We start from the raw sequence: 23,687 nt of genomic DNA, 5'->3' as shown, positions 1-23,687 counted from the left end.
ATCCGATAACAAGGGGCCCTTCCTTTCAGGCGAACGGGGCGAGGGGGATTCCCGCGTCGATCAGGGCAGCGCGGACTAGTTCGGTGGCGGAGACCGCGCCCGGCGTGTCGCCGTGTACGCAGATCGACTCCATCGCGCAGGGGATGGCAGTGCCGTCGACAGCCACGACGGTCCGTTCGGTGGCCATCCGTACGACCCGGGCCGCCACCTCCTCCGGGTCGTTGATCACCGCGCCGGGGGTGCCGCGTGGCACCAACGATCCGTTGGGCAGGTAGCCGCGGTCGGCGAACGCTTCGGCGACCACCGGTAGGCCCGCGCCGACGGCGAGCTGGGCGAGCACCGAGCCGGGCATGCAGAGGACTGGCAGTTCGGGGTCGTAGCCGCAGATCGCGGCGACCACGGCTGCGGCCTGGGACTCGTCGGTGGCCGCCGCGTGGTAGAGCGCGCCGTGCGGCTTGAGGTAGCGGACGCGGGTGCGGAAGATCCTGCAGAACGCGTCGAGCGCCCCCAGCTGATAGGTCACCTCGTCGCGCAGTTCCGCGAAGTCGTACGCGATGCGCCGCCGGCCGAAGCCGGCCAGGTCCCGGTAGCCGACCTGCGCGCCCACGGCGACGCCGTTCCGTGCCGCGACCTCGCAAACCCGTCGCATTGTGGACGGGTCGCCGCCGTGGAAGCCGCAGGCGACGTTGGCGGAGGTTACGAGGCCCAGCAGGGCATCGTCGTCGCCGAGTCGCCAGATGCCGAATCCTTCGCCCAGGTCAGCGTTGAGGTCCATGGAATCTGACGGTAGTACCTGGCCGGGCCTGCGCGAGCGGGGTCACGTCGGTGACCACCCCGATGACCGGGTATCCGCCGGTGGTCGGATGGTCGGCGAGGAAGACCAGAGGTTGGCCATCGGCCGGCACCTGCACCGCGCCGAGCACGATGCCCTCGCTGGGCAGTTCGCCGGCGACCGCGCGGGGCAGCGGTGCGCCGGCCAGTCGCGCACCCACCCGGTTGCTTACCGGGCTCACTGTGTACGCGGTTCCGAACAGCCGGTCGACCGCACCGGGCGTGAACCAGTCGTCACGTGGGCCGAGGCGCACTGTCAGGTGCAGCTCCGGCGCGGGTGCCGGGCCGACGGTCACGTCCACGGGTGCGGGCTCCCCGAGCGGCACGCCGACGGGCAGCCGGTCGCCGTCGCGCAGCGGGGCGGGACCGAGCCCGGAGAGGGTGTCGGTGGCCCGGCTGCCCAGCACCGCCGGCACGTCGATCCCGCCCGCCACGGCCAGCCAGCTCCGTACGCCCCGACGGGCCGGCCCGATCGTCAGCACCGTTCCCGCCGGCAGAGTGAGAGGGCGTCCGGTGTCGCCGGGACGCTCTCCCGCGCGGACGGCGACCTCGGCACCGGTGATCGCCACGGTGGTGGCCCGGGTCAGCCGCACCGCGCAGCCGGTCAGGGTGATCTCCAGGCCGGCGGCCTCCTCGGGGTTGCCGACCAGCCGGTTGGCGAGCCGCAGGGCGGTCGGGTCGAGAGCGCCGGAGCGGGGTACGCCGAGGTGCGCCCAGCCCGGCCGACCCAGGTCCTGCACGGTGGTGAGTGCGCCGGCCCGGAGCACCTCGATCTCGGTGATGTGGGTCATGCCGCCGCCAGCCGGACCAGGGTGCCCGGGCTGAGCCGGGCCGGCGGGTCGTCGTGCACGTCGAAGAGGGTCAGGTCGGTCCGGCCGACGAGCAGCCAACCGCCGGGGGACGCGCTCGGATAGATACCGGCGTACGGGCCGGCGAGAGCCACGGAGCCGGCCGGAACCCGGGGGCGGGGGGTGGACAGCCGGGGCAGCGCCAATTCGGCGGGGAGCCCGGTCAGATAGGGGAACCCGGGAGCGAAGCCGCAGAAGGCCACCCGGAACCGGGTGCCGGTCAGGCGACGCAGCACTGCTGGTACGTCGACCGACCAGTGTTCGGCGACGACTGTCAGGTCCGGCCCGTCGAACTCGACCGGAACGACAACCTCGACACCACCGGACCGGTCGCCGCCGGGCCGGCCGTCAACGGTCCGACCGCCACCGGACTGATCGCCACCGGGCCGGTCCGTGGCGGTGCTGGCTGTGGCAGTGCCGGCGGTGGCGGCCGTGGCAGTGCCGGCCGTGGTGGTGGCAGTGGTGGTGGCAGTGGCGGTGCCGGCCGTGGTGGTGACGGCCGTGGCAGTGGCGGTGCCGGTTGTGGCGGTGCCGGCCGTGGCGATGGCGGCGACCGTTGGTGCCCAACTGGTCAGCAGTGCGGCCGTGGCGGCGGGGTCGCGCAGGCCGTCGAGCAGGAGAGTGCTGGCCGCCGGCACGATCTCGACGGCATGCAGGTCTCCGTGCTCGCGGCGACGCCACAACTCGGCCCGCCATGCCTCCACGAGAGCGGCCTCCGGGACGGCTTCGGACGCGGAGGCGGGAGCGGGAGCGGTGAGGTCGAGCAGCAGGGCTTGTTCCCCGACGGGTCGGATCCGCATCGGCCCATCCTCGCCGACGCCGTGCTGGCGAGGAATTCACCGGGACGGTGCCTGGCGTCACTCAGCGTGCCTACTTGCAGGTAACCTACGGTGGCGTAACCTGATCTGGTGACCACCTCCGCACCGCTTCGCCTGAAGCCGGTCGACATCGGCAAACCCCGGATGCGCGGCTGGCTGCACACGTACGCCTTCTTCGTCGCCCTTGCCAGCGGCATCGTGCTCTGCTCGATCGCCGCCACCCGACCAGGGTGGGCGCCGCTGGTGAGCTGCGTCATCTACAGCCTCACGGTCTGCGGCCTCTTCGGCACCAGCGCGCTGTACCACCGTCGCGTGTGGTCGGAGCGCGGCTACCAGCTGATGCGCCGGATGGACCACTCGATGATCTTCGTGTTCATCGCGGGGACGTACACACCGCTCTGCGTCATGCTGCTCGAACCGCGACAGGCCACCGTGATGCTGTCCCTGGTCTGGGGTGGCGCGCTGGCCGGCGTGGCGGTCAAGATGGCCTGGCCGCACGCACCGCGCTGGGTCTCCGCGCCGCTCTACCTGGCGCTCGGCTGGGTGTCGGTGGCCATGCTTCCCGAGATCCTGCGCGGCGGCGGCGTCACCGCGCTGGTGCTGCTGATCGTCGGCGGCGTCATGTACAGCGTCGGCGCTGTCTTCTACGCGCTGCGTCGCCCCAACCCGTGGCCCAGCGTCTTCGGTCACCACGAGTTCTTCCACGCCTGCACGCTGCTCGCGGCGCTGTGCCACCACATCGCGATCTACTTCGCGTTGTTCGCCTGACCCACGAGCGCGCCGGCGTGAGGCGCAGCCTGGTCACGATCGACTCGGGTTCCTTGAAATCGGGGTATCCGACTCGGTGGGACACCGCGATTTGCAGGAAGGCGAGTCGTTCACCTGCGCAGACGCGAGCCGGGGCCCCGCGACGCTGCGGGACCCCGGAGTTCGCGGACGAGGATCAGACCGGGCGACCCGGCCGACGCACCTCGCGGTACTCCTCGACGACCCGGTCGTCCTGCACCGGCACCACCCGGTCGGCAACCACGCGCTCCTCGCGGACGGGCGCGGCGGCCACCGGGCGACGGCGGCTGTTCCAGAAGTAGAGGGTGACGAGCAGGCCGGCGACGCCGGCCAGCATGAGCACCCAGCCGACGACGGCCAGGTTCAGCCAGCCCAGGTCGGCCTCCACTGCGAATGCGAAGATCGCGCCCAACGCGATCAGGAAGATGCTGCCACCAATGCCCATGTCTCGCTCCTCGGCTCTAACCTGGCGTACGGCCCGTCGCGGCCGTTGGTAGGGGTCGCGGCATCCATCGACTTACCCCGGCGGAGAGATCGCCAATCGGGCAAGCTGGTGGCATGACGGACACCCGAGTCGAGACGCGGACGCTTGTGCTGCTCCGGCACGCGAAGGCCGAGCCGGGCGCCGAGGGTACTGACGACAACGATCGTCCACTCAGCGCACGCGGGGAGGCCGATGCGGCGGCGGCCGGCGCCTGGCTGGCCCGGCACGATCTGCTGCCCGACGTGGTGATCTGTTCGACGGCCCGGCGTACCCGGCAGACCTGGCATCAGGTGGCGATGGGGATGACCGGTGCGCCGCCGGAGGGTGGGCCGACCGGTCCGCGACCGACTGTCCGTTACGAGCCCGGCGCGTACGACGCCCACCCCGAGGAGCTGTTGGCGCTGGTCCGTACCGCCGATCCGGCGGCCCGGAGCGTGCTGCTGGTCGCCCACAACCCGGGCGTCTCGTTGTTGTCGGCGTTCCTCGACCCGGACGGGGCGGTCGACGAGGGCCTGCGGACGGCCGAGTTGGTGGTGCACCGCGGCACGCGCGCCTGGCCGGACCTGGGCCGCGCCGGAGCGCCGATCGTCGAGCGGCACACCGCACGCGACTGAACCACCCGCCGACTGTCGACGGGTGGTTCAGGGCGTACGCGGGTCAGGAGGGTGGCGCGGTCGGCGGCGGCGGGTCGGGCGGCGGCGGCATCATCGCCGTCGGATGAGACAGCCGGTTCTCCTCCACGATGAGGGTCCGGGCCCGCTTGCGCCGGTCCTGCCAGAACCAGAGCGTGGTGAGCAGCACGGCCAGCCCGGCCAGGATGAACACCCAGCCGACCGCGCGTAGGTCGATCCACCAGACATTGGCTCTGATCGCGAAGGTCATGATCGCGCCGAGCGCGATGAGAAAAATGCCGCTTCCTACACCCATGTGCGCTGCACTCCCCCGTGCGGTGGCTCTGGGCGTTCCCTTTCCTGGTCACGCGCCGGTTACCCGCCAGGGGGCCGGCCTACCCGGCGCGGCTCGATCAATCGACGTACCTCGGCGGTCGGCACCGGCTGGTCCGACATTCGCCGCTGTGGTGCATCGGGGGACGACAACGGCCGGCAGGGCAGTTGCCCCGCCGGCCGTCGTGGTCGGTTCCGGGTGGTGCGGCCCGGAACCGTCAGCCGTGCCGTGGCACGGTCAGAAGGCCTCCTCCGGGAGGTCCATGATGTCGAGGTCGGTGCCCTCGATGATCCGCCGGTCGGCGCCGATGCGCGGCAGCACCTCGCGGGCGAAGAACCGGGCGGCGGCGACCTTTCCGGTGTAGAACGCCTTGTCACTGGCGGAGATGTCGCCGGCAAGCGCCTTGAGCGCGACGTCGGCCTGCTTCTGGAGCAGCCAGCCGACCACCAGGTCGCCGATCGCCAGCAGGAACCGCCGGCTGCTCAGCCCGACCTTGTAGAGCGAGCGGGTCTCGCCGCCCTGCGCCTCGCCCAGCCAGCCGGTCATCACACCGAGGATGTTCTGGACCTCGCCGAGCGCCTTGCCGAGCGCCTGCCGCTCCTCCTTGAGCTGGCCGTTGCCCGCCTCGGAGGAGATGAACTCCTGGATCTCGGCGGCGACCGCCATGAGGGCCTTGCCGTTGTCCCGCACGATCTTGCGGAAGATCAGGTCGAGGCTCTGGATTGCGGTGGTGCCCTCGTACAAGGTGTCGATCTTGGCGTCCCGGACGTACTGCTCCAGCGGGTAGTCCTGGAGGAAGCCCGATCCACCGAAGGTCTGCAGGGCCTCGTGCCCGAGCAGCTCGTACGCCCGCTCCGAGCCGACGCCCTTGACAAGCGGCAGCAGCAGGTCGTTCACCCGCTTGGCCAGCTTGGTGGCCTTCTCGTCGCCGGCCGCCTCGGCAATGGCGACCTTGTCCTGCCAGGTGGCGGTGTAGAGAACAAGAGCGCGCAGACCCTCGGCGTACGACTTCTGGAGCAGCAGCGAGCGCCGGACGTCCGGGTGGTGGGTGATGGTGACCCGGGGAGCGGTCTTGTCGGTCTGCTGGACCAGGTCAGCGCCCTGCACCCGGTTCTTCGCGTACTCCAGGGCGTTGAGGTAGCCGGTGGAGAGGGTGGCGATGGCCTTGGTGCCGACGAGCATCCGGGCGTACTCAATGATCATGAACATCTGGCGGATGCCGTCGTGCTTGTCGCCAAGCAGCCAGCCCTTGGCGGGTACGCCGTGCTCGCCGAAGGTCAGCTCGCAGGTGTTGGAGACCTTCAGGCCCATCTTGTGCTCGACGTTCGTGGCGTAGACGCCGTTGCGCTCGCCCAACTCGCCGGTGGTCTCGTCGAAGTGGAACTTCGGCACCACGAAGAGCGACAGACCCTTGGTGCCGGGGCCGCCGTGGCCCTCGACGCCCACCGGGCGGGCGAGCACGTAGTGCACGATGTTGTCGCTCAGGTCGTGCTCACCCGAGGTGATGAAGCGCTTGACGCCCTCGATGTGCCACGAGCCGTCCGGCTGCTGGATGGCGCGGGCGCGGCCGGCGCCGACGTCCGAGCCGGCGTCCGGCTCGGTGAGCACCATCGTGGAGCCCCACTGCTTGTCGATGAAGAGCTTGGCCCACCGCTTCTGCTGCTCGGTGCCCTCGACCTCCAGGACGTGCGCGAAGGACGGGCCGGAGGCGTACATCCAGATGGGGGCGTTCGAGCCGAGCACCAGCTCGGCGAGGGCCCACCAGAGGGCGCGCGGCGCGGTGGTGCCACCCAGGTGCGGCGGCAGGTCCAGGCGCCAGAACTCGGAGTCCATGAATGCCTGGTAGGACTTCTTGAACGACGCCGGCAGCGGCGCGGTGTGCGTGGCCGGGTCGAACACCGGCGGGTTGCGGTCGCTGTCCGTGTAGCTGGCAGCCAGGTCCTCCCGAGCGAGCCGGTCGAGCTCCGCGAGGAAGGTGCGGGCGGTGTCGGCGTCGAGTTCCGAGTACGGTGCCTGGCCGAACGCCTGGTCCGCCCCGAAGACCTCGAAGAGGTTGAACTCAAGGTCCCGCAGGTTGCTCTTGTAGTGGGTCATGCTCACTGGCCCCGCTTCCGGACAGGTGTTACCGATCAGTAACCCACACTGTATTACTCACGGGTAGGCAGCGACAAGCCGATCTCCGAAGTGACAGCGATTACACACTTGCCTGTGGCACCGGCCGGGCTCAGCTCTCGGCGGCGCCGACCTCCCAGCTCGGCACGGCCGACGCCACACCCGTGGGCGTCCCCGCGTACTCCATGAGCACCAGAGCGATGTCGTCGTCCAGCCGGCCATGCACCCACTCGACGAGGGCCGTCTCCAGCGAGGCGAGCCCGTCCGCGACCGTGCCGTGGCCGAGCAGCCGCCACGCCCGGTCTGCGGTGGGGAAGAACTCGCCGTCCCGCCGGGCCTCGCCGAGACCGTCGGTGAACAGCAACAGCCGGTCACCGGGCTCCAGGCGCTCCACGCGCGGACGGACCACAGGCATGAACCCCAGCGGGGGCGCCGGTGCCGGCGGCTCCAGAGGGATCACCGCGCCCCTGCGCAACAGCAGCGGCGGCGGGTGGCCGCAGTTGACGATGGTGAGCGTGCCACCCCGCTCCTCCACCAGAGCGGCGGTCACGAAGTCCTCGTCGCCGACGTTGCGGGCCACCGCGCGGTCCAGGTCGGCGACGACGGCGCGCAGGTCGGCCCGCTCGTACGCCACGTGCCGGTAGGAGCCGAGGACGATGCTTGCCAGCCGGACCGCGTCGAGCCCCTTGCCGCGTACGTCGCCGATGATCATGCGTACGCCGTAGGGCGTGTCGATCGCCTCGTACAGGTCGCCGCCGATCTCGGCCGTGGCGGTGGAGGAGATGTAGCGGCCGGCCACCGAGAGCGTGCCCACCTGCGGGCCGAGCGGACGCAGCACAGCCTGCTGGGCCACCGAGGCGAGCTTGGTCAACTCGCCGATCTGCTCAGCCTGCCGCTGCCGTACGGACGCCACCGCCACCGCCAGCCCGGTCGCGAGCGCCACCCCGACAACGTTGACCGAGGTGACAAGCAACATCTTCGGATCGACGAGCGCGAAGCCCACCCCGGTCAGTGTCGCCACGGCGCCGACGCCGAGCACCACCCGCCAGGACGCCAGAGCGGCAGCCAGCAGCGGAACCGTCATCAGGATCGCGATGTAGTGCGCCCCCCGGCCGTCGGCCAACTCCACAGCCGAGACGATCACGAGCAGGGTAAGGGCCGCGCCGAGGCCGGCGCGGGATCCGGGGCTCAGCGGGCGGTGGCCCGACTGGAGGAGTCGCGTGCGTACGAGGGACAGCATGCCTGATCCACGTGAACCCGTGTATGAACCTGGCCCGTCGTCTGAGGAGGTTCTGTCCGGCCGGCGCGGGTGTCCGACCGGATCGGCCTCGTCAACTCCACTCAGCCGAGCACCTCGTACCGCACCGTGAACGCGCCGACGTCAAGCGAGGCGATGGTGGCGAAGGCCGCGCGGGACAGGTCGAGGCAACGGCCGTCGATGAACGGGCCACGGTCGTTGATCCGTACCACCACCGACTTGCCGCTGCTCGGGTTGGTCACGCGGACCTTCGTGTTGAACGGCAGCGTCTTGTGCGCCGCCGTCAGCTCGCTCGGGTTGAACGACTCGCCGTTGGCCGTGAGCTGCCCGTCGGAGTAGAAGGACGCGCCGCACGAACCGCTCTGGAGCACCTTGGCGGCCGGCGTGGTCTTCTTCGCGGTCGCGCTCGGCTTCGGCGTACTCGTGCGGGCCTTGGCACGGGAGGCAGCCTGCGGCGAGCGGCTCGCCGACCGACTCGCCGACGCGCTCGGCGAGGCGCTGGCGCTCGCGCTCGGGGAGACGCTCGGCGAACTCGCGGCCGGGCTGCTGGGAACGGCGGTCGGCGTGAGGTCGAGAGCCACCTGCTCCGACCCTGTGGAGCCGGAGGTCAGCTGGACGGCACCGAAGGTGCCTCCGACGGCGACAGCGACGCCGACCGCCGCGGTGGCCACGATGCCCGCGGGAGAGGAGAACATGCGGGTACGGGAGTGCCTACCAGCCACGGCCCGGTCCTTTCGTCGACTGAACAAACCGGGTCGGACCGTAACGAGAGAAGCACTTCCGAAGTCAACGTGATCATAGTGTTATGCCCGCATTTGAGCTGGTACGTGTAGCCGATCATCCGAGCCCGCATGGGTCGACCAGCCCGGGTGCCGACCCGCCGAACGCGCACGTACCGCAGGATGGACCGATGTCCGGTGAGCTGAGCGAACGCCTCGTCGACAGGTTCCGGTGGATCGACCCGGGGCCGGCCACCAGCCACCTCGTCAGCGACATCTCCGGTTGGTGGCGTGACCCGGCGGTGCTTGCCGAACTCGGTCCTGCCCTGGTCGCGCCGTACCGGGTCGCCCGGCCGACAGTGGTGCTCGCCCCTGCGGTCACCGGGCTGCTTCTCGGCCCGCTGGCCGCCACCGCCCTCGGGGTCGGCTTCGTTGCCGCACACAAGGCCGACGACGGGCGCCTACCGGCCGGGCCCCTCACCTGGGCGAAGAGCCCGCCGGACTACCGGGGCCGGCAGGTCGACCTGGCCGTGCGGGACCGCCACCTCGGCCCGGACGACCGGGTCCTCGTCGTGGACGACTGGGTACGCACCGGCGCGCAACTCCACGCCCTCTACGACATCTGCGCCGCGCGCGGCGCCGAGGTGCTGGGCACAACCGTGGTCGTCGTCGACTGCCCGCCCGAGGTCGCGGCCGAGCTACGGATCACCGGCCTGCTGGCCGGCACCGACCTACCGGCTTGACCTCAACCGCACTTCATCTTCGACGATCGACCGATGGGCGACGGGATCCTCGACCAAGCGTACGAACGGCTGCACCGCACCGGCCCCGAATACGAGGGCTGGCTCTCCAACCACGGACCGATGGCCGTCGAGGCGCTGGCCCGGCACGGGTACCCGCAACACGTACACCGCTGGCTCGACGACTACATCACCCGCCTCGACGAGCTGCCCCGAGGGCTGCGTCCCATCGACGACTGGCGGGCGGCGCTCGGCGACCCGAAACGAGCCGGTGACTGGCTGGCGTACTTCGACAGGCAACTGCGCGAACACCCGTGGCGGGACGTCCTCGGCACCTGGTGGCCCCGGCTGCTGCCCGGCATCGCCGCCGGCGCCACCCACGGCGTGATCCGCGTCGGGCATGCCGTCCGCGCCCTCGACACGAACGACGCGAACCCCCGGCGGCTCACCGAACTCGGCCAGGCCCTCGGCTACTGGGCGGCCCGCTGGCAGCCAGTCCCCGGCACCGACCGCCTGCTCGACCGGGCCACGCCGGACCGGGCCGGCACCGTCGACGCGCGAGGACCGGACACCGCCGACCTCCACGTGGCCGCTGCGCTGGCCGGGCTGCCCCGGATCGACGACCAGACCGGGGGCATCCGGGAACGGCTCGGGCAGCTTCCGGGCGTACCCCGCTGGGAGGCGGCAGTCGCGGCTCTGCGCCCCGCACGGACCCCGGCCGAGGCGGAGCGGGGCCTCACCACGCTTGTGCACCGCGCCGGCTTGGACTACCTGCGCTTCGGGCACGCCGCGCCGGTCATGCTTGTGCACGCGGTCACGGCACCGACCGCGGTACTGCGTACCCTGCCCGCCCTCGACCGGGCGCTCTGGGCGCCGAGCCTCGCCGCCGCCTGGGCCGCGACGGCGGCAGTGACCTCGGTGTACGCGCCGACCGACGGGATCACGCCGCCGACCTTGACCGCCGCAACCCCGGCGGAGGTCTTCGCCCGCGCGGCCCGCAACGGCGACGCCCACGTGGTCAAGCTGGCCGATGCGGTGCTGGACGCGTACGCGGCCACCGGCGACGAACGGCTGCTCGCCGCCGCGGGCTACGCGGGGCAGATGATCTGACCGTGGCCCGGCGAATTGCGACGACGACGGCACGCCGCTCGCCTAGCCTCGGCAGGATGTGGCCTCGGATCGGTGAACTGCGCGCCCTCCCCCTCGGCACCCCCGGCGAACTGCGGGCGACCCTGAACACCCTCGTGCTGGAAGGCGTGAAGACCGCCACGGCCGGACGGCTCGCCGAGTACGCCGAAGAGGGCGAGGAGTTGGAGCACGTCGGCGAACGGCTGGCGCTTGTCGACGACAACGACGCGCTGGTCGGCGTCGTGGAGGTCACCGGCGTCGAGGTGGTCCGCTTCGCCGACGTACCGTGGGATTTCGCCAGGGCCGAAGGCGAGGGTGACCGCTCGATCGAGGAGTGGCGGGCCGGGCACGCGACCTACTGGGCGCGGCTCGGCACCCCCGTCGACGACGACACCCCGATCGTCTGCCTGCGCCTGCGACTGGTCTCCGGCGGCGAGGGCGGCGTGGCCAGCGGCGATCTCGGCACCTGACGGTGGCTCAGCCGCGCATCTGAGGCAGCAGCCGGGTCGCCACGTCCGCCAGGACGGCCTCGTCGCCGGCGTACCAGCTGCTCTCGCGCGGCCAGTGCGTCACCACGTCGGTGAAGCCCAGCTCGGCGGCCCGGCCGACCTGGTCGGCGAAGAACTGCGCGCTGCTCAGGGAGAACACGGGGGCCGCGTCCAGCGAGAGATAGCGGTCCAGGGTCGCCGGATCGCGGCCGGCTTCCTCCAGCGTCCGGTCCATCCGGGCGGACAGCGCCGACACGGTGTCCCACCAGCCCTCCACGTCGTCGGCGTCGGTGCCGATGGTCACCCAACCCTGACCGAACCGGGCCACCAGCCGCATCGACCGCGGCCCGTTCGCGGCCAGCACAAACGGCACCCGGGGCTGCTGCACACAGCCGGGGTTGCTACGGGCGTCCACCGCCGCGAACCAGTCCCCGCGCCAGGTGGTGCCGTCCTGGCGCAGGATCAGGTCCAGCAGTTCGCCGAACTCGGCGAACCGGTCGACCCGCTGGCGCGGCGTCAGCGTCTCGCCACCCAGCACCGCCGAGTCGAAACCGATGCCGCCCGCGCCCAGGCCGACCAGCAGGCGGCCGCCCGAGATGTCGTCCGCCGTGGTGATCTGCCGTGCGAACGCGGCCGGGTGCCGGAAGTTCGGCGACGCGACGAGCGTGCCGAGCCGGATCCGGGAGGTCACCGTGGCGGCAGCCGTCAGCGTGGCCATCGAGTCGAACCACGGGCCGTCCTTCAGATCACGCCAACCCAGGTGGTCGTACGTCCAGGCGTGGTCGAAGCCCCACTCGTCGGCCTGCCGCCAGCGGCGCTGCGCTTCGGACCAACGCTGGTCGGGCAGGATCACGATGCCAATTCGCATAATCGCCAGCCTAGTTCGCCTCCCGGTGCCGCGGCGGTCGGCGGACGCCCGTCAGTAGTGATCCTCGATCGGCCGGCGGGCCTCGGCGAACAGGGCCGGGCCGTCGTACCGGACCGGAGCCGGAGCCGGTGTGGGCGGCTTGACGCTCTCGAACTGCTCGGCGGACAGCGCGAAGACGACCCGACCCAGACCGGACCGGTCGATGGCGGTGGCGCACATCGGGCACGGCTGGCAACTGGTGTACATGGTGGTGCCGGCGGCGACCTCCGCATCGAGTTCCCGAGCCGCCCAGCGGGCCAGCTTCAACTCCGGGTGGGCGGTGATGTCGACCTCGGACACCACAGTGTTGTGGTCCTCGACCAGGACGTCACCGTCCGGGCCGACAAGCAGCGAACCGAACGGTCGCTCGCCGGCCGCGCCGGCCCGGTCGGCGATCTCGATCGCTCGCCGGAGGAACTTCTCGTCGTCGGGGGTCATCGGTCCTCCACGGGTCGTTGCTCGGTGATGGTGTGACGCAGAGCTGCGACGGCGGCCAGTGCCTGCCAGGCCCGTTCCGGCTCGCGGATCTCGGTGACGTCGCCGTTGAACGGGTCGAGCACCACCGTTTCCGCGCCGAGCAGGCGAAGCCGGTCGAGGTCGGCGGCGATCTGCCCGATGGTGCCGACACCGGCGAGCCGGGCCGGGTCGGTGACCGGTTCGTCGGTCATCCGCAGCGCGATCCGCGGGATCAGCGCCGGCACCGGCCGGCCCAATTCGTCCGCGCTCGCTTTCAGCCGGTCGACCGCTTCGGTCAACCAGTCCATCGTGAACCGCAACGGGTGCCAGCCGTCTCCGAGGCGTACGGCACGGCGGATGCCGGCGTCGCTGTTGCCGCCGACCCAGATCGGGACGGGCGGGGTGTCGTAGTCGGCGGTGTTCCGCCACGCCTCCCGCATGGTGTGCAGGTATTCGTCGGTGAGCGCGCCACGCTGCCGGAACGGCACCCCCAGCGCCTCGAACTCCTGCCGCGCCCAGCCGACACCGACCCCGAGGACCAACCGGCCGCCGCTGAGCCGGTTGAGATTCGCCGCCATCCGCGCGGTGAGCAGCGGATGCCGGTAGGGAACGATGAGTACGGTGGTGCCGAGTTTCACCCGGCGGGTCACCCCGGCCAGAAAGGACAGCGTGGTGAACGGCTCGTAGAACGGGGCCGGATACTGCTCCGCCACGTCCGGGGTGATCACGATGTGGTCCGAGACCAGGAGCATGTCGAAGCCGAGGCCCTCGACGGTCTGGCCCCACCGGCGCAGCACTTCCGGCTCGGTGCCCTGGGCGAAGTTCGGCACGTTGACGCCAATTTCCACCGCGCAACGCTATCGGGCAAAGCCCCGATCGTGAATGGGCTGTTGCCGGTGACAGATGGCTTTCGCTGGCGGCGTTCGGCAGCGCCACCACGAACGTGGTGTACAGCGCCACCCCGCCGTGCCGAGGAGCGCGACCGTAAGGCCGGTTTCCAGCGCGCCTTGGGGCCGTACCCTTCGAGCCATGTCCGACGATTTTTCGGCCACCCGCGCGCCCTTGGGACGGCGGGCGCGCACGGGCGTCGCGGCGGTGATCGTGTTGGCGGCGATCGTGCCGTACCTTCTCGTCCGCGAGCTTGTCGAGACCCTGTTCGACGCGGGCGCGATGGCCGATCTCGCCCCTCTTGTGGTGCCTGTGGTGTTGACTGCCTGGCTCGCGCCGTACGCCTCCTACCGGCGACGCGACGCCCTGCTCTGGCTGGTCGGCGTAGGTGGATTGGTCTTCGTCGTGATCGCGTGGCGGGTGGCGTACGCCCCGTACCGCGATTGGCGGCCCCGCCCGGAGGAGGTGCCCCGGATGCACTGGCTGAACGATCCCGAGCACGCCGGCCTGTGGTACGCGACGAAGGCTGAGCCCACCTCGGCATAGGCTCCTGTGGTCCACGTCACACCGGCGCACTGTCGGGTGCTGCTCGTCGACTCCGACCCTTCGCCGAGCAGGCGCCCGCAACGGGTGCCCCGATGAAGGGATCGACGCGAGATGACAAAGGTGACCGCACAGCTGTCGGTGTCCCTGGACGGGTTCTACGCCGGCCCCCGCTTCGACGGCGACGGCGACTGGATGGAGTCGGCCGAGAGCGCCGCCTTCTTCCGCGTCACCCGGTGGGCGACAGAGGCGTCGGCGTGGCGCGAACGACAGGGCTTCGCCGGCGGCGAGCAGGACGTCAACTCCGAGGTGATCGCCGAGTCGTTCGGGGCCGCCGGGGCGTACGTGATGGGCCGGCGGTTGGCCGACGGAGGCGAGATCCCCTGGGGCGACGAGCCCCCGTTCCGCGCGCCGGTCTTCGTCGTCACCCACCGCCCGCGCCAGACCCTGCTGCGCGCGGGCGGCACAAGCTTCACCTACGTCACCGATGGCGTGGCCAGCGCCGTCGAGCAGGCACGCGCCGCAGCCGGCGGCAAGGACGTGGCCGTGGCCGGCGGCGGCAGCCTCGTACGGCAGGTGCTCAAGGCCGGCCTGCTCGACGAGTTGGAGCTGCACGTCGTACCCGTCGTGGTCGGCACCGGCCTGCGGCTGTTCGACGCGGACCTCGACCTCGCCGACAAGGAGGCGATCGAACTGACGCCGACCCGCGTCATCCCCACGCCGCAGGTCACCCACATCCGGTACGCGGTGCGCGGCCGGGCCCCGCTCGTGCTCGACGATCGGGGACGCGGCGGCGGGCCGACCGTGACGCGGTGACCCGTCGGCGGTCGGCGTCTAGAGGCGGGACAGCACGAGCATGCGATTGCCGTCGGGGTCCGTGACCCGCGCTGACCGCTCACCCCACGGCTGGTCGACCGGCGCCTCGGTGACTGTCGCACCGCCGGTACGCAGTGCCTCCACGGCCGAGTCGCAGTCGTCGGCGTACACGCACAACTCCCAACGGCGCGAAAGCGCGGGATCACCTGCGTGCGGGTCGGCGGCCAGGCCCAGCTCGCTGCTGCCCAACCGGAGGGCAACGAACTCCGGCTCGCCGTTCTCGGGAAACCGGTAGGTCAACTCGAAGCCGACCACATCCCGGTAGAACGCGATCAGTCGTGGCAGGTCTGTCGTCGTCACGATGGGGAACGCCTCGGTGAACACGCGACCACCTCCTGACCGGACACTAACCGTACGAGCGGGTTACGTTGCTACCGTCGATGTCATGATCGACGATCTGACGCGGACGTATCTCGAAGCGGCCGACAAGGCGCTGCCCGGCTATGTGCGAGGTCTTTACGTCGTCGGGTCCGCCGCGCTCGGCGCCTGGCAACCCGGTGTCAGCGACGTCGACACCGTGATCATGACGTCGCGTCCGGCAACGGGCGACGACCTTGCCCAGCTCGTGAAGGTCCATGCCGAGATGCCGAGATCACCCCATCTCGACGGGGTCTACCTGGAGCCCGCGCTGGTGAAGTCCTGGCCGAGCGACAGGCAGGTCCTGCCGTTCGTGGTCAACGGTGAGCTGCGAACCGACGAGCCCTGCGGCGAGCTGAGTCCAGTGCTGTGGCTGACCTTGCAGCGGTACGGCATCCCGGTTCGCGGCCCAGCCGTGACAGAGCTCGGGGTCCGGGTCGACCAGGAGCAGTTGCACCGCTACAACCTCGACAACCTGCGCGATTACTGGCAGGCGATGGTCTCGACGTTTCCCTCGGAACCAGCCGACGGGGGAACCGAGGCAGCTGTGGACGCCGAGATGGTGGTCTGGCTCGTGCTCGGGCCCGCGCGACTGCACTACACGCTTGCCCGTGGTGACATCATCTCGAAGGCCGCCGCCGGCGACTACCTGGCGCACCTGTTCCCCGAGTACGCCGATCTCGCCCACCGGGCGGTCGGCTGGCGTTCGGGCGAGGCGGAGCAGTTCACGACCACAGACCTTGTAGCCGCAGGTAAGAGCGTCAACGCGGTAGCCGAAGATGCCTGGCGTCGCTTTGCGGGCAAGAACGTACTAGCGCGTCACGCGGACTCGCTTGTGGACTGCGCATCGGTCGCGCCATTGTCGGCAGTCGGCACGCCGCCTTCGTCTCCGGTGAGAACCGCGGCGTTGCCCGAGTCCCACAGGAGTTCGACGATGAGCGCCGTGATCCGCCATCCGTGGGCACCGCGGCGCAGGTGGGTGGTGTAGGTCCCGCCGTTCGACCACAAAGGCCCGGCGGTGGCACCACGTCGTACGAGGTGTGCCTGGACGTTCGCGGTCGCGGTCGCCTCGTCACCGTCGACGGACACCAGCACCCCGGTGATGACGTGCTGGGTCGCGTCGAGATGCGCGAGGTCCCGTTCCCAACGGTCGGCCTGGTCCTGCCCTCGGAGGACCTCGGCTTCGCCACCCCAGACCGCCGTGTAGTCGACACGGATCATGTCCGCGAAGACCTCGTCGGCCAGGCCCTTCCAGTTGCGTCGGTCGACGTACCAGGCCATTCGCACAAGCGTGTCCTGCACGGCCGAGCGGTCGTCAATGTGTGTATGCAAGGCGGTTCCCTTCGGGAAGGCGAGGCTCTGACAGGCCCAGGGCGTGGGCCAGCCTGCGGTAGGAGTCGTACATCTCTGCGCGGTCGTAGGTGCTGGTGGTGACGAGTACCTCGTCGGCGCCACTCGCTGTCACGATCGTCGCCAGTTGTTCGGCCACGTCGTCCTCCGTGCCGTGGATGTGGCCGCGCAGAGCGTCCTCGTAGTGCGTCAGTTCCTTGGCCGTCATCGACCGCGCTTCGGTCTCGTCGGCCGGGGCCAGGGGCGGGAAGACGCCGTGTGTACGGGAGAAAGCCATCGATCCGGCCTCCGGTATCAGCAGGCGTCGTGCCGCGTCGGTGGTGGCGGCGACGGCCACGGTGCCGGAGACGACGACGTAGGGGTGTTCGGACCATCGGGAGGGGCGGAAGCCGTTCCGGTAGGTGTCGATGGCCCCGAGCATCCGGTCCTGATCGCGCAGGTCGCCGATCACGAGGGGCAGCCCCTGATCCGCGGCGATCGCGGCACCAGCACCCATGGCCAGGATGAAGGGTGCGGGGCGCAGGCCCTCGGCGGGATGGGCGTGGACCTGCGGGTGGGCGGTCTGCTCGCCGGTGAACCAGCCCAGCAGTTCCCGCAGCTGTTCCGCGAAGTCGTCGGCGTCGTGCTTGTCGCGGCCGAGTGCCTTGCGGACGCCCTCGGTGAAGCCGACCGATCGGCCGAGCCCCATGTCGATGCGGCCGGGGAAGAGGGATTCGAGGACGCCGAACTGTTCGGCGACGACGAGGGGTTGATGGTTGGGGAGCATGACGCCGCCGGTTCCGACCCGGATCCCTGACGTCGCGGAGCCGATCGCTGCCGCGAGCACGGTGGGGGCGGAGCCAGCGACGCCGGGCACCCCGTGGTGCTCGGAGACCCAGAACCGGTGGTAGCCCAGTGCCTCGGCCTGCTGGGCGAAGCGGACGGTGGCCCGCAGCGCCTCGGCCGGGTCTTCGCCGGTACGGGTGCGGGAGCGGTCCAGGACCGAGAACCGGGTCCTGGCCAGTACGTCGGCCGGTGTGCGGGGCGTCGAACGTGTCGAGGTCACCCTTCATCCTCCTGCCGCTGGACGGGATCGCGAAGCGTCAGCTGTCGGGATCACAGGGCTGCGGGTGGTCCCGTCGGCGGGCGGGGTTGGCTGGCTTCGCCGAGGGGTCGGCGCCCGGAGACGAGGTCCAAGCTTCCTGTGAAGCTATGCGGTGGACCGCTTAATGTTCCGGCCGCAAAGGCGGTCAGGTAGAGGGCACCAACGGCGGGGATGCCCGTTGGCGATGGGAGTTGTCCTCAGCCGCGCAGCGTGCGGGCCCACGGTGCGTCGAGGGTGAGCGCGTGGATCGCGACCAGGACGTTGGACAGCAGTCCGTCGGCGAAGTAGCGGCGCACCTGCTCGTCGGAGCCGCCGGAGACGGCGCGAACGTACTCGACCTGCTTGGCGTAACAGGCGCGGATTGCCTCGCCGATGACCGGCTCACCCGCGCAGCCCTGCGCGTGCAGGAGGATCATCAGCACGTCGCGGTCGGCGATGACCCCGTCGTACGAGGCCGTGAGCGCCCCCAGCACCACCTCGGGGTCGGTGCTCTGCACCGATGCGGCAGCGGCAGCGGCGGCTTCGAGCAGGCGGGCCGAGCAGTAGTCGACCAGGACCGCGAACAGCGTCTGCTTGTCCTTGAACAGCCGGTACAGGTATCCCTGGGAGATGCCGGCGGCCTTGGCCACGTCCATCGTCGAGGTCCCGTAGTAGCCGCGCTCGGCGAAAGTCTTGATCGCCGTACGCATGACCGTCGCCCGGCGCTCCTCGGCAGTGGAGCGCTGCCGTGTCCTCGTCTCCATGCGAGTAACCCACCACTTTCATAGGCAGGGCGTCAAATCGCCAGGGCTGCGTCGGTCATTGCTGAGGGCGGGAGAGCACTTCGTCGCCGAGAGCTTCCAATCGGGTTCCCGAAGCCCGACGTACCGGCTGATCTTGCCGGTCCTCGTGTCCACGACCAGGATGCGGCTCCGATTGTAAGCGCGTGCGGTGGAGCGGCGACCCGGGTGCCGGCCACCCCCGGCGCGGACGGGTCGCGCTGACGGCCCGTCCGCTGCCGGGGAGTGGCGCGGGGTGTCACTCGTTACTGAAGGCGGAGACCATGTCCGACGAGCTGCCACCGAGCGATTCGATGGCGATGAGCGGGTTCCAGAAATCGACGTACCGGCTGATCTTGCCGTCCCTCGTCTCCACGATCGAGATGTAGGTCTGGTTGTAGGGGCGGCCGGTGGCCAGTGCGGTGCCCCGGCTCTTGAACTCGGCGATGACCAGCGACGGGTCGGTGGTCTCGTGGAAGTGCAGGTCGGTGAACTCGACCTTGAAGTGCTCCGGGAAGTTCTTCATGTACTCGTTAAGGTTCGCCTTGCCTGCGGTGCGGTTGGGGTAGCCCTCGGGGGCGTACGGGAACTCCAGTACACCGTCCTCGGTGAACAGGGCCACCCACTCCGGGATCCGCCCGGAGGAGAGGTACTCCATGTGGTTCTTGAACGCCTGCTGCGCGGCGGCCCGCACGGCGTCGACGTCGGTGTTCTGCGGGGTGGATACGGCGTTACTCATGAACGTCCTTCTCTGTCTGGGTGCCCGTCGGTGACGGGTCGGTTGGTCGGCAGTCGATCACTTGGAAGTGGTTGACCGCATCTTTCACTGAGCGAGGAGGTTCCGCGAACCTCGACCTAGGGGTCAACCTGCTCGGCCTACCCCGCAGGATCGTGCAATCCGGGGCAGAAAGGTCGCGGGCGGAGCCCTTCGCCTCCTCGCATCTTCAACCCGGCGGGCTGATGTAAGTAATCAACCACTTTCATCTGAGGTTGTCAACTGGCACGTCTGTGTGTGGAGTCACGGCGATCCTCGGGCCACCGAAGCCGCGGGCTGCCCGCCGGCCGTCTCGGCGGTGATGCCGCCCGTCGGTCACCCGATCCCTCAGGCCCTGGTCCTCACCGCCGGCATACATCGGCCCGGACGCGCACGACCGTGGGTCTACCGACGGTTGCGGCCGGAGGTGATGTCCCGTCAAGCCGCCGCAACCTACGGAGGTACTGCCCTGCGTAGGACCGTTGTGCATCGCCCTGCGCCTCCGGGGCCGCGAACGCTTCGTGGTACGCGGTCTCCGGCGAGTCGTGGTCGTGCTCGATCAACCGGCCGAGCGCTTGGGCGTCGTGAACCAGCGGCAACCTCTTCGCCACCTCTTCGAGGTCGCCGGAGGATGCGTCAGAGCGGTGCACCGCCGAAGCTCAGCTCGTTGCCGTCCGGGTCGTAGAAGTCCGCTTTGCGTACGCCGTTGGGGTACGTCTCGCGCTTTGTCGGCTCGACCCCGCGGTCCGCGGCCGCGGCGACGAACGCGTCGAGGTCGTCCACGAAGATGGTGAGCAGCGTGTGGCCTGCATGCGCTGGTCGGTGCTCGATGAAGATCGACCGATGTTCGGCCAACTCCCACACGGCTTCCGTGTCACTGGCCACGTAGGACGGCGGAACGCCGAGAAGCTTCTCGTACCAAGCCAGGGCGGCGGGATAATCGTCCACCGAGATGCCTGCGTAGAGGTCGAGTGGCATCGACACATGGTACGTGCCACGGAGCAAGGACAAGGCAGTCACTTCGGCAGATTCGCAAGTCCTGAGGCGCACTGATGTGCCCACGCCGGTTTCGGCTCTCCCGGCAACGCGAAAGCCCTGGTCGGGACTCAGATCCTGACCAGGGCTTCGTACGTTGGAGCGGGTGACGGGAATCGAACCCGCACTGTCAGCTTGGGAATTGCCAATGGCTGGCTGGTCACGCACCCGCCTTCATGGTCACGGCGGTCCCTGGTGGCCTGGGTTGACCTCGGCTGTCCCGACCTAATGGCACGCTAATGGCACGTCACTACCCACTCCTCAGCGGTCGACTGCGGCACAACCTGCCTGGTGCCTCCGCCCACACAAGCAGACGCCAGTCCACAACCTGTGGTCCTGCCGACCGCGCCGTGTCCGACCTGAGCTGTGCTCGTTTACCGAGAGTGAAGATCATGTCGGGAGGAGGGCGCACTTGAACATCTCAATCAACGTATCGAGCCGAGACGTGACTCAGTTCCTGCAGTGTGCGATTGAGGACAACGGCAGGACCGTTCGGTTGTGCATCGTGCTTGTTGTCGGATCGGGGTCTGTCGCGGGGGCCACGTGGATCGTTGCTAACGCTCGCCGCGGTGCCCTGGTTGGAGTGTGAAACTGACGTGTTGGGTGGAGACCCGTCGAAGTGCTGCGACCTCCGCCCAGCGTAAAACTCGCCTACGCTGACGTCGCGGGCCGGCGGCCCGCTGAGCCGGAACGCCAAGCTATAGCTCATTCCAAGTCGGCTTGTCATGCCCGACCAGCTCGGCTTCCGGGGTTGAGCCGAGGGCAAGCCGGCGGAGCCGGTGCGGCAGCCGATCGCCAGACGCTCGGCAACGGATAACCACCCTCGCGATCGTCACGGCCTGGCGCTGATCGTCGTCTCTGGGCGCGGCCGACCCGGCGGCATTCGGTGGCTTTCCGCCCCGGCGCCGCAGGTGACCGGCGGCTTGCCGCCGGCCGGGCTCACCGTGCCCGCGCCGCGCGAAGCGCGGCGCCTTGATCCAAAAACAGGAAAATTCGGCAGCAGGGTGGGGGCGGATTACACGCGGGGACGGATCACAGGTCCCGCACATGTCCCGTCCGCTGTGGCACTACAGCGCTGAAGGCACGCTCCTTTCACCTTCCGGCTCCAGACGGATGGCGTCACGCGGGACGGAGGCAAACGACGCTTTCTCTCGCGTGTCCCAAATCATCCGTTCGCCGTCGAAGCTCTCTCGCTACACGGATCTCTTCCACCTGCCAGCCAACCAGTTCAGCCAACGCTGCGAGGAGAATATCTGAAGCAATTACCAAACGGCTGTCACCAGTTCCATGTACCGAGTTTCCGACCACAAAGACAAGGCGTGATTCGGCGTGCACTAGCTTCCGGAGTGACTGAAAAACGCGCAGCATGTCGTCAGCATATCCGGCAATAAGCTGGCGCCGCCCTCGTTCGTAGCGATCTGATGGCACGGCATTTAGCAGCGGGTTAATTAGTGCCTGGACTTCGTTCACAATATCAAGTGACCGAAAGGCATATTCGTCCGGGAAATAGAGACTTGTATGGCTACGAACAGTGGCGAGCCTCTGCGATTTCATTGCCTGAACGTTATCGAAGCAACCGAGCGTCCAAGCCTCTGTCTTATAGACCTCGGTGTAATCGATGTTATTCGGATACGGGGGCGAGAAGACGATCCAGTCGTAGGCAGGCCCAGGAGCGCACCGGTCGGATTCCCGCGCGTCCCCTTCCAGTACCGTCACAGAAGAAAGATTTCCGGTGTCACCGACGGACTTCAGGTCTTCGAGGCATCGGTCGAGCGCCGCCGAGAATGCCTCAATTGGCGAGGCCGGGCGGCGTTCGGGGGTGTATCGGAGCGCGCGACCGTCTCGCCGCAGCCGACCGGAGGGCTCGACGGCGGATGCTACACAGGTCTGAAGCACTAGTCGGGCATCTCGGTCTTCCACCGAACGGACCGCTTGGCTGAGTGCCAGCAAAGAACGTGTGTGAGATGGTGGATAGTACGACCTGTTGTTCAGCGTTACCGAGGCTGTTGAAATACTTCGCCTGCTCTTCATCATCGCGGCGTGCTTTTCAAGCATCGAAGGTAGCTCACGCTCGATAGCCCTCGCAACCTTTACTCCACCCAATAGGCCCGCTGCTTTTCCTTCCGAAACGATACGAAGAACGGGATTGCGCTCAATCAAGGTCACGTGCGACTCAAGCTTCCGCCCGATTGCAAGGCTTGTGGCACTAATGGCCGTCGTGCCACTACCGGAGAAGGGGTCGAGAACCCTCAAGGGACCGGACGACTGATCTCCAGAATCCTTAATGAGCCGCTCAAATAAGCCGAAGGAGTAAGCCTCCTTCATCCTGAACCAGCGATGGAAAGGCTCATCGTTATTTCCCGCCGGCACGACCAGACGCCCGTAGTCCGAACTACGGTCGAACACGTCCCATTTCCGCTCTAGTGAGCGGTAATGCTGGGCGACTACTTCGGCTGGGTTAGACAAGTTATTCCTCGCGGACTCATGAACCGGTGTTGGACAGAGCAACGGTTGCTTTATATTTACGGTAACTCTCAGACGAGGAGAAGAGGTGCCAGCACTTAACCCGCACCTCAAGTCGTTCTGCTAACTCTTGTACGTGGTGAAAGCAATCCTGGCCTGTCGGGGCAGATCGCATGTCAAAGCAGCAAAGAGCTGCCAAGCGCGCACCATTGCCTCTTCGGTACTCGGAGGCCTGCAGTACGCCTTTTTCAACCCAATCCTTATTGTATGAGTCGGAAACCGATGCGCCTGATGAATTCTTTCCTCGGAGCACTTTTAACTCAAGGACGGCATGCAAGGTTTGCTGGGCCCTATCGTTAAGGGAGGGTTCTTTGATCAGAATGTCGAGCCTGCCCTCAGGTTGAACCTGCTCGGCGTCAATCAAGCATCCGATGAAATGGCCGCTAAGACCGCTGCGGATTACAACCGAAACCTTGTCCTCCGCGTTCTTTACCGCCCATCCGCGAGTACTGTCGCCCTCCCAAAGCTTGCCAGCGTTACCCTGAACGTCCGGGGTGCATAGCTGCTGTTCGTAAACCCGGTCGATGACCTCGAACACGTCGTCAACAGAGACGTGCGTGACGTCAATCTGCACGATTCTACATTCCCCCGGACTACCGAGCCCTTTCGGGTAGTACCGAGCTTCGGGTTCCGGTGTGCGTGTATCCAGAATTACAGCCGGAGTCCCTCCTACGCCCAATTCTGTCACCACCAGGCTAAAGAGGCCGGCGTCATTATCCGGCTGCACCTCGATGGCCGTACCACAGTTGACAACCTTGTTCAGGAACCAGAGCCGCCCAGATACAGGATCTAGGCCATTATCCAGCATCGGAAAAAACTGACCCTTATCGGCGCTGGATGCGTCTAACGGCTCAGGGTGTAGAAAGAAGACAGCGGGACGCCTCGGTGATTGATCCAGCTCCCCCCGGACCAGTCGTTTGCGAATGAGGGTAGCTACACCGCCCAGAAAGCGAATCTCGTCTTCGAGGTCATCGTTCATCCCCACTCCAAGGAATTGCT

26 protein-coding genes and 1 pseudogene are annotated in these 23,687 nt (G+C 68.7%); 8 read left to right on the top strand and 19 right to left on the bottom strand.

Translation table 11 applies throughout. From position 1 onward, the window contains the following. Window positions 1–25 precede the first annotated feature (25 nt). The 3 genes from ACLQ23_RS12450 to ACLQ23_RS12440 are packed head-to-tail and all read right to left on the bottom strand — an operon-like array spanning window position 26 to window position 2,479. Window positions 26–775: a LamB/YcsF family protein gene (locus ACLQ23_RS12450; protein ID WP_355587715.1), complete on the bottom strand. Its 750-nt coding sequence runs from the start codon at window positions 773–775 to the stop codon at window positions 26–28. Then, on the bottom strand, window positions 759–1,622 hold the full coding sequence (locus ACLQ23_RS12445; protein WP_355630343.1) for a biotin-dependent carboxyltransferase family protein: 864 nt from the start codon (window positions 1,620–1,622) through the stop codon (window positions 759–761). The genes ACLQ23_RS12450 and ACLQ23_RS12445 overlap by 17 nt, the downstream gene beginning before the upstream one ends. Beyond that, window positions 1,619–2,479 (bottom strand): 5-oxoprolinase subunit B family protein, encoded by an 861-nt coding sequence (locus ACLQ23_RS12440; RefSeq protein WP_425880670.1) that lies wholly within the window; start codon window positions 2,477–2,479, stop codon window positions 1,619–1,621. The genes ACLQ23_RS12445 and ACLQ23_RS12440 overlap by 4 nt, the downstream gene beginning before the upstream one ends. 108 nt (window positions 2,480–2,587) lie before the next feature. On the opposite strand from ACLQ23_RS12440, the gene trhA reads away from it, so the two are divergent. Continuing rightward, window positions 2,588–3,265, top strand: coding sequence for a PAQR family membrane homeostasis protein TrhA (gene trhA / locus ACLQ23_RS12435; protein WP_355587709.1), 678 nt, complete (start codon window positions 2,588–2,590; stop codon window positions 3,263–3,265). A 175-nt stretch (window positions 3,266–3,440) separates the two neighbouring features. Here trhA and ACLQ23_RS12430 read toward each other — a convergent pair whose 3' ends face one another. Beyond that, window positions 3,441–3,728, bottom strand: coding sequence for a DUF6458 family protein (locus tag ACLQ23_RS12430; RefSeq protein ID WP_355587707.1), 288 nt, complete (start codon window positions 3,726–3,728; stop codon window positions 3,441–3,443). 113 nt (window positions 3,729–3,841) lie between these two features. On the opposite strand from ACLQ23_RS12430, the gene ACLQ23_RS12425 reads away from it, so the two are divergent. Then, window positions 3,842–4,381: a SixA phosphatase family protein gene (locus ACLQ23_RS12425; protein WP_355587705.1), complete on the top strand. Its 540-nt coding sequence runs from the start codon at window positions 3,842–3,844 to the stop codon at window positions 4,379–4,381. A 43-nt stretch (window positions 4,382–4,424) separates the two neighbouring features. Here the strand turns inward: ACLQ23_RS12425 and ACLQ23_RS12420 are convergent, their stop codons facing one another. The 4 genes from ACLQ23_RS12420 to ACLQ23_RS12405 all read right to left on the bottom strand — a co-directional run bounded on the left by ACLQ23_RS12420 (window position 4,425) and on the right by ACLQ23_RS12405 (window position 8,804). Next, the gene (locus ACLQ23_RS12420) at window positions 4,425–4,694 is read right to left on the bottom strand and encodes a DUF6458 family protein (RefSeq protein WP_007454197.1); all 270 of its coding nucleotides are present in this window, start codon (window positions 4,692–4,694) and stop codon (window positions 4,425–4,427) included. Between the two features lie 255 nt (window positions 4,695–4,949). After that, a complete protein-coding gene (locus ACLQ23_RS12415) occupies window positions 4,950–6,806 on the bottom strand; it encodes an acyl-CoA dehydrogenase (RefSeq protein ID WP_425880685.1) in 1,857 nt (618 codons plus the stop codon). 130 nt (window positions 6,807–6,936) lie between these two features. Next, a complete protein-coding gene (locus ACLQ23_RS12410) occupies window positions 6,937–8,064 on the bottom strand; it encodes a PP2C family protein-serine/threonine phosphatase (protein ID WP_355587704.1) in 1,128 nt (375 codons plus the stop codon). Window positions 8,065–8,165: 101 nt separating this feature from the next. Beyond that, window positions 8,166–8,804 carry a septal ring lytic transglycosylase RlpA family protein gene (locus ACLQ23_RS12405; protein WP_425880669.1) on the bottom strand — a complete coding sequence of 213 codons (639 nt, stop codon included), beginning with the start codon at window positions 8,802–8,804 and terminating at the stop codon, window positions 8,166–8,168. A 188-nt stretch (window positions 8,805–8,992) separates the two neighbouring features. Here ACLQ23_RS12405 and ACLQ23_RS12400 point away from each other — a divergent pair, with 188 nt between their 5' ends. From ACLQ23_RS12400 to ACLQ23_RS12390, 3 genes are read left to right on the top strand one after another with little or no spacing between them, the layout of a single operon-like run. Beyond that, the gene (locus tag ACLQ23_RS12400; protein ID WP_425880668.1) at window positions 8,993–9,544 is read left to right on the top strand and encodes a phosphoribosyltransferase family protein; all 552 of its coding nucleotides are present in this window, start codon (window positions 8,993–8,995) and stop codon (window positions 9,542–9,544) included. A gap of 33 nt (window positions 9,545–9,577) precedes the next feature. Then, on the top strand, window positions 9,578–10,651 hold the full coding sequence (locus ACLQ23_RS12395) for a questin oxidase family protein (RefSeq protein ID WP_425880667.1): 1,074 nt from the start codon (window positions 9,578–9,580) through the stop codon (window positions 10,649–10,651). 56 nt (window positions 10,652–10,707) lie between these two features. After that, window positions 10,708–11,139 (top strand): ASCH domain-containing protein, encoded by a 432-nt coding sequence (locus tag ACLQ23_RS12390; protein WP_355587695.1) that lies wholly within the window; start codon window positions 10,708–10,710, stop codon window positions 11,137–11,139. A gap of 7 nt (window positions 11,140–11,146) precedes the next feature. On the opposite strand, the gene ACLQ23_RS12385 is transcribed toward ACLQ23_RS12390, so the two are convergent. Genes ACLQ23_RS12385 through ACLQ23_RS12375 form a run of 3 tightly spaced genes read right to left on the bottom strand, consistent with a single transcriptional unit; the run spans window position 11,147 to window position 13,368 of the window. Next, window positions 11,147–12,025 carry an LLM class flavin-dependent oxidoreductase gene (locus tag ACLQ23_RS12385; RefSeq protein ID WP_425880666.1) on the bottom strand — a complete coding sequence of 293 codons (879 nt, stop codon included), beginning with the start codon at window positions 12,023–12,025 and terminating at the stop codon, window positions 11,147–11,149. Between the two features lie 51 nt (window positions 12,026–12,076). Further along, complete coding sequence (locus ACLQ23_RS12380; protein ID WP_355630352.1) at window positions 12,077–12,502, bottom strand: nucleoside deaminase; 426 nt, start codon at window positions 12,500–12,502, stop codon at window positions 12,077–12,079. After that, entirely contained in the window at window positions 12,499–13,368 is an 870-nt protein-coding gene (locus ACLQ23_RS12375) for an LLM class flavin-dependent oxidoreductase (protein ID WP_355630354.1), read from the bottom strand. Before ACLQ23_RS12375 ends, ACLQ23_RS12380 begins: the two co-directional genes overlap by 4 nt. A gap of 181 nt (window positions 13,369–13,549) precedes the next feature. On the opposite strand from ACLQ23_RS12375, the gene ACLQ23_RS12370 reads away from it, so the two are divergent. Together ACLQ23_RS12370 and ACLQ23_RS12365 are read left to right on the top strand one after the other, a co-directional pair. After that, window positions 13,550–13,954, top strand: coding sequence for a hypothetical protein (locus ACLQ23_RS12370; protein WP_355630357.1), 405 nt, complete (start codon window positions 13,550–13,552; stop codon window positions 13,952–13,954). A 111-nt stretch (window positions 13,955–14,065) separates the two neighbouring features. Next, window positions 14,066–14,767 (top strand): dihydrofolate reductase family protein, encoded by a 702-nt coding sequence (locus tag ACLQ23_RS12365; RefSeq protein ID WP_355587682.1) that lies wholly within the window; start codon window positions 14,066–14,068, stop codon window positions 14,765–14,767. Between the two features lie 18 nt (window positions 14,768–14,785). On the opposite strand, the gene ACLQ23_RS12360 is transcribed toward ACLQ23_RS12365, so the two are convergent. Continuing rightward, window positions 14,786–15,151 (bottom strand): VOC family protein, encoded by a 366-nt coding sequence (locus ACLQ23_RS12360; protein WP_355587680.1) that lies wholly within the window; start codon window positions 15,149–15,151, stop codon window positions 14,786–14,788. A gap of 61 nt (window positions 15,152–15,212) precedes the next feature. Between ACLQ23_RS12360 and ACLQ23_RS12355 the strand changes: the two genes are divergently transcribed. Next, entirely contained in the window at window positions 15,213–16,172 is a 960-nt protein-coding gene (locus ACLQ23_RS12355) for a nucleotidyltransferase domain-containing protein (RefSeq protein ID WP_355630360.1), read from the top strand. 11 nt (window positions 16,173–16,183) lie between these two features. Here ACLQ23_RS12355 and ACLQ23_RS12350 read toward each other — a convergent pair. The 7 genes and pseudogenes from ACLQ23_RS12350 to ACLQ23_RS12320 all read right to left on the bottom strand — a co-directional run. Then, a pseudogene (locus tag ACLQ23_RS12350) lies at window positions 16,184–16,465 on the bottom strand (nuclear transport factor 2 family protein); the annotation flags it as partial. 34 nt (window positions 16,466–16,499) lie between these two features. Continuing rightward, complete coding sequence (locus ACLQ23_RS12345; protein WP_355587675.1) at window positions 16,500–17,579, bottom strand: LLM class flavin-dependent oxidoreductase; 1,080 nt, start codon at window positions 17,577–17,579, stop codon at window positions 16,500–16,502. 236 nt (window positions 17,580–17,815) lie between these two features. Then, window positions 17,816–18,361 carry a TetR/AcrR family transcriptional regulator gene (locus ACLQ23_RS12340; RefSeq protein WP_355587672.1) on the bottom strand — a complete coding sequence of 182 codons (546 nt, stop codon included), beginning with the start codon at window positions 18,359–18,361 and terminating at the stop codon, window positions 17,816–17,818. A 274-nt stretch (window positions 18,362–18,635) separates the two neighbouring features. After that, on the bottom strand, window positions 18,636–19,115 hold the full coding sequence (locus ACLQ23_RS12335; protein ID WP_355587670.1) for a nuclear transport factor 2 family protein: 480 nt from the start codon (window positions 19,113–19,115) through the stop codon (window positions 18,636–18,638). 651 nt (window positions 19,116–19,766) lie between these two features. After that, a complete protein-coding gene (locus tag ACLQ23_RS12330; protein ID WP_355587667.1) occupies window positions 19,767–20,108 on the bottom strand; it encodes a VOC family protein in 342 nt (113 codons plus the stop codon). A 1,176-nt stretch (window positions 20,109–21,284) separates the two neighbouring features. Next, window positions 21,285–22,571 carry a hypothetical protein gene (locus tag ACLQ23_RS12325; protein WP_425880665.1) on the bottom strand — a complete coding sequence of 429 codons (1,287 nt, stop codon included), beginning with the start codon at window positions 22,569–22,571 and terminating at the stop codon, window positions 21,285–21,287. Between the two features lie 76 nt (window positions 22,572–22,647). Next, window positions 22,648–23,667, bottom strand: a complete 1,020-nt coding sequence (locus ACLQ23_RS12320) for a hypothetical protein (protein WP_425880664.1) — start codon at window positions 23,665–23,667, stop codon at window positions 22,648–22,650. Window positions 23,668–23,687 lie beyond the last annotated feature (20 nt).

This window comes from Micromonospora sp. DT41 (assembly GCF_049841715.1).
In the GTDB taxonomy this organism is placed as follows: domain Bacteria; phylum Actinomycetota; class Actinomycetes; order Mycobacteriales; family Micromonosporaceae; genus Micromonospora; species Micromonospora profundi.
This window is presented reverse-complemented; position numbering and strand designations above follow the sequence as displayed.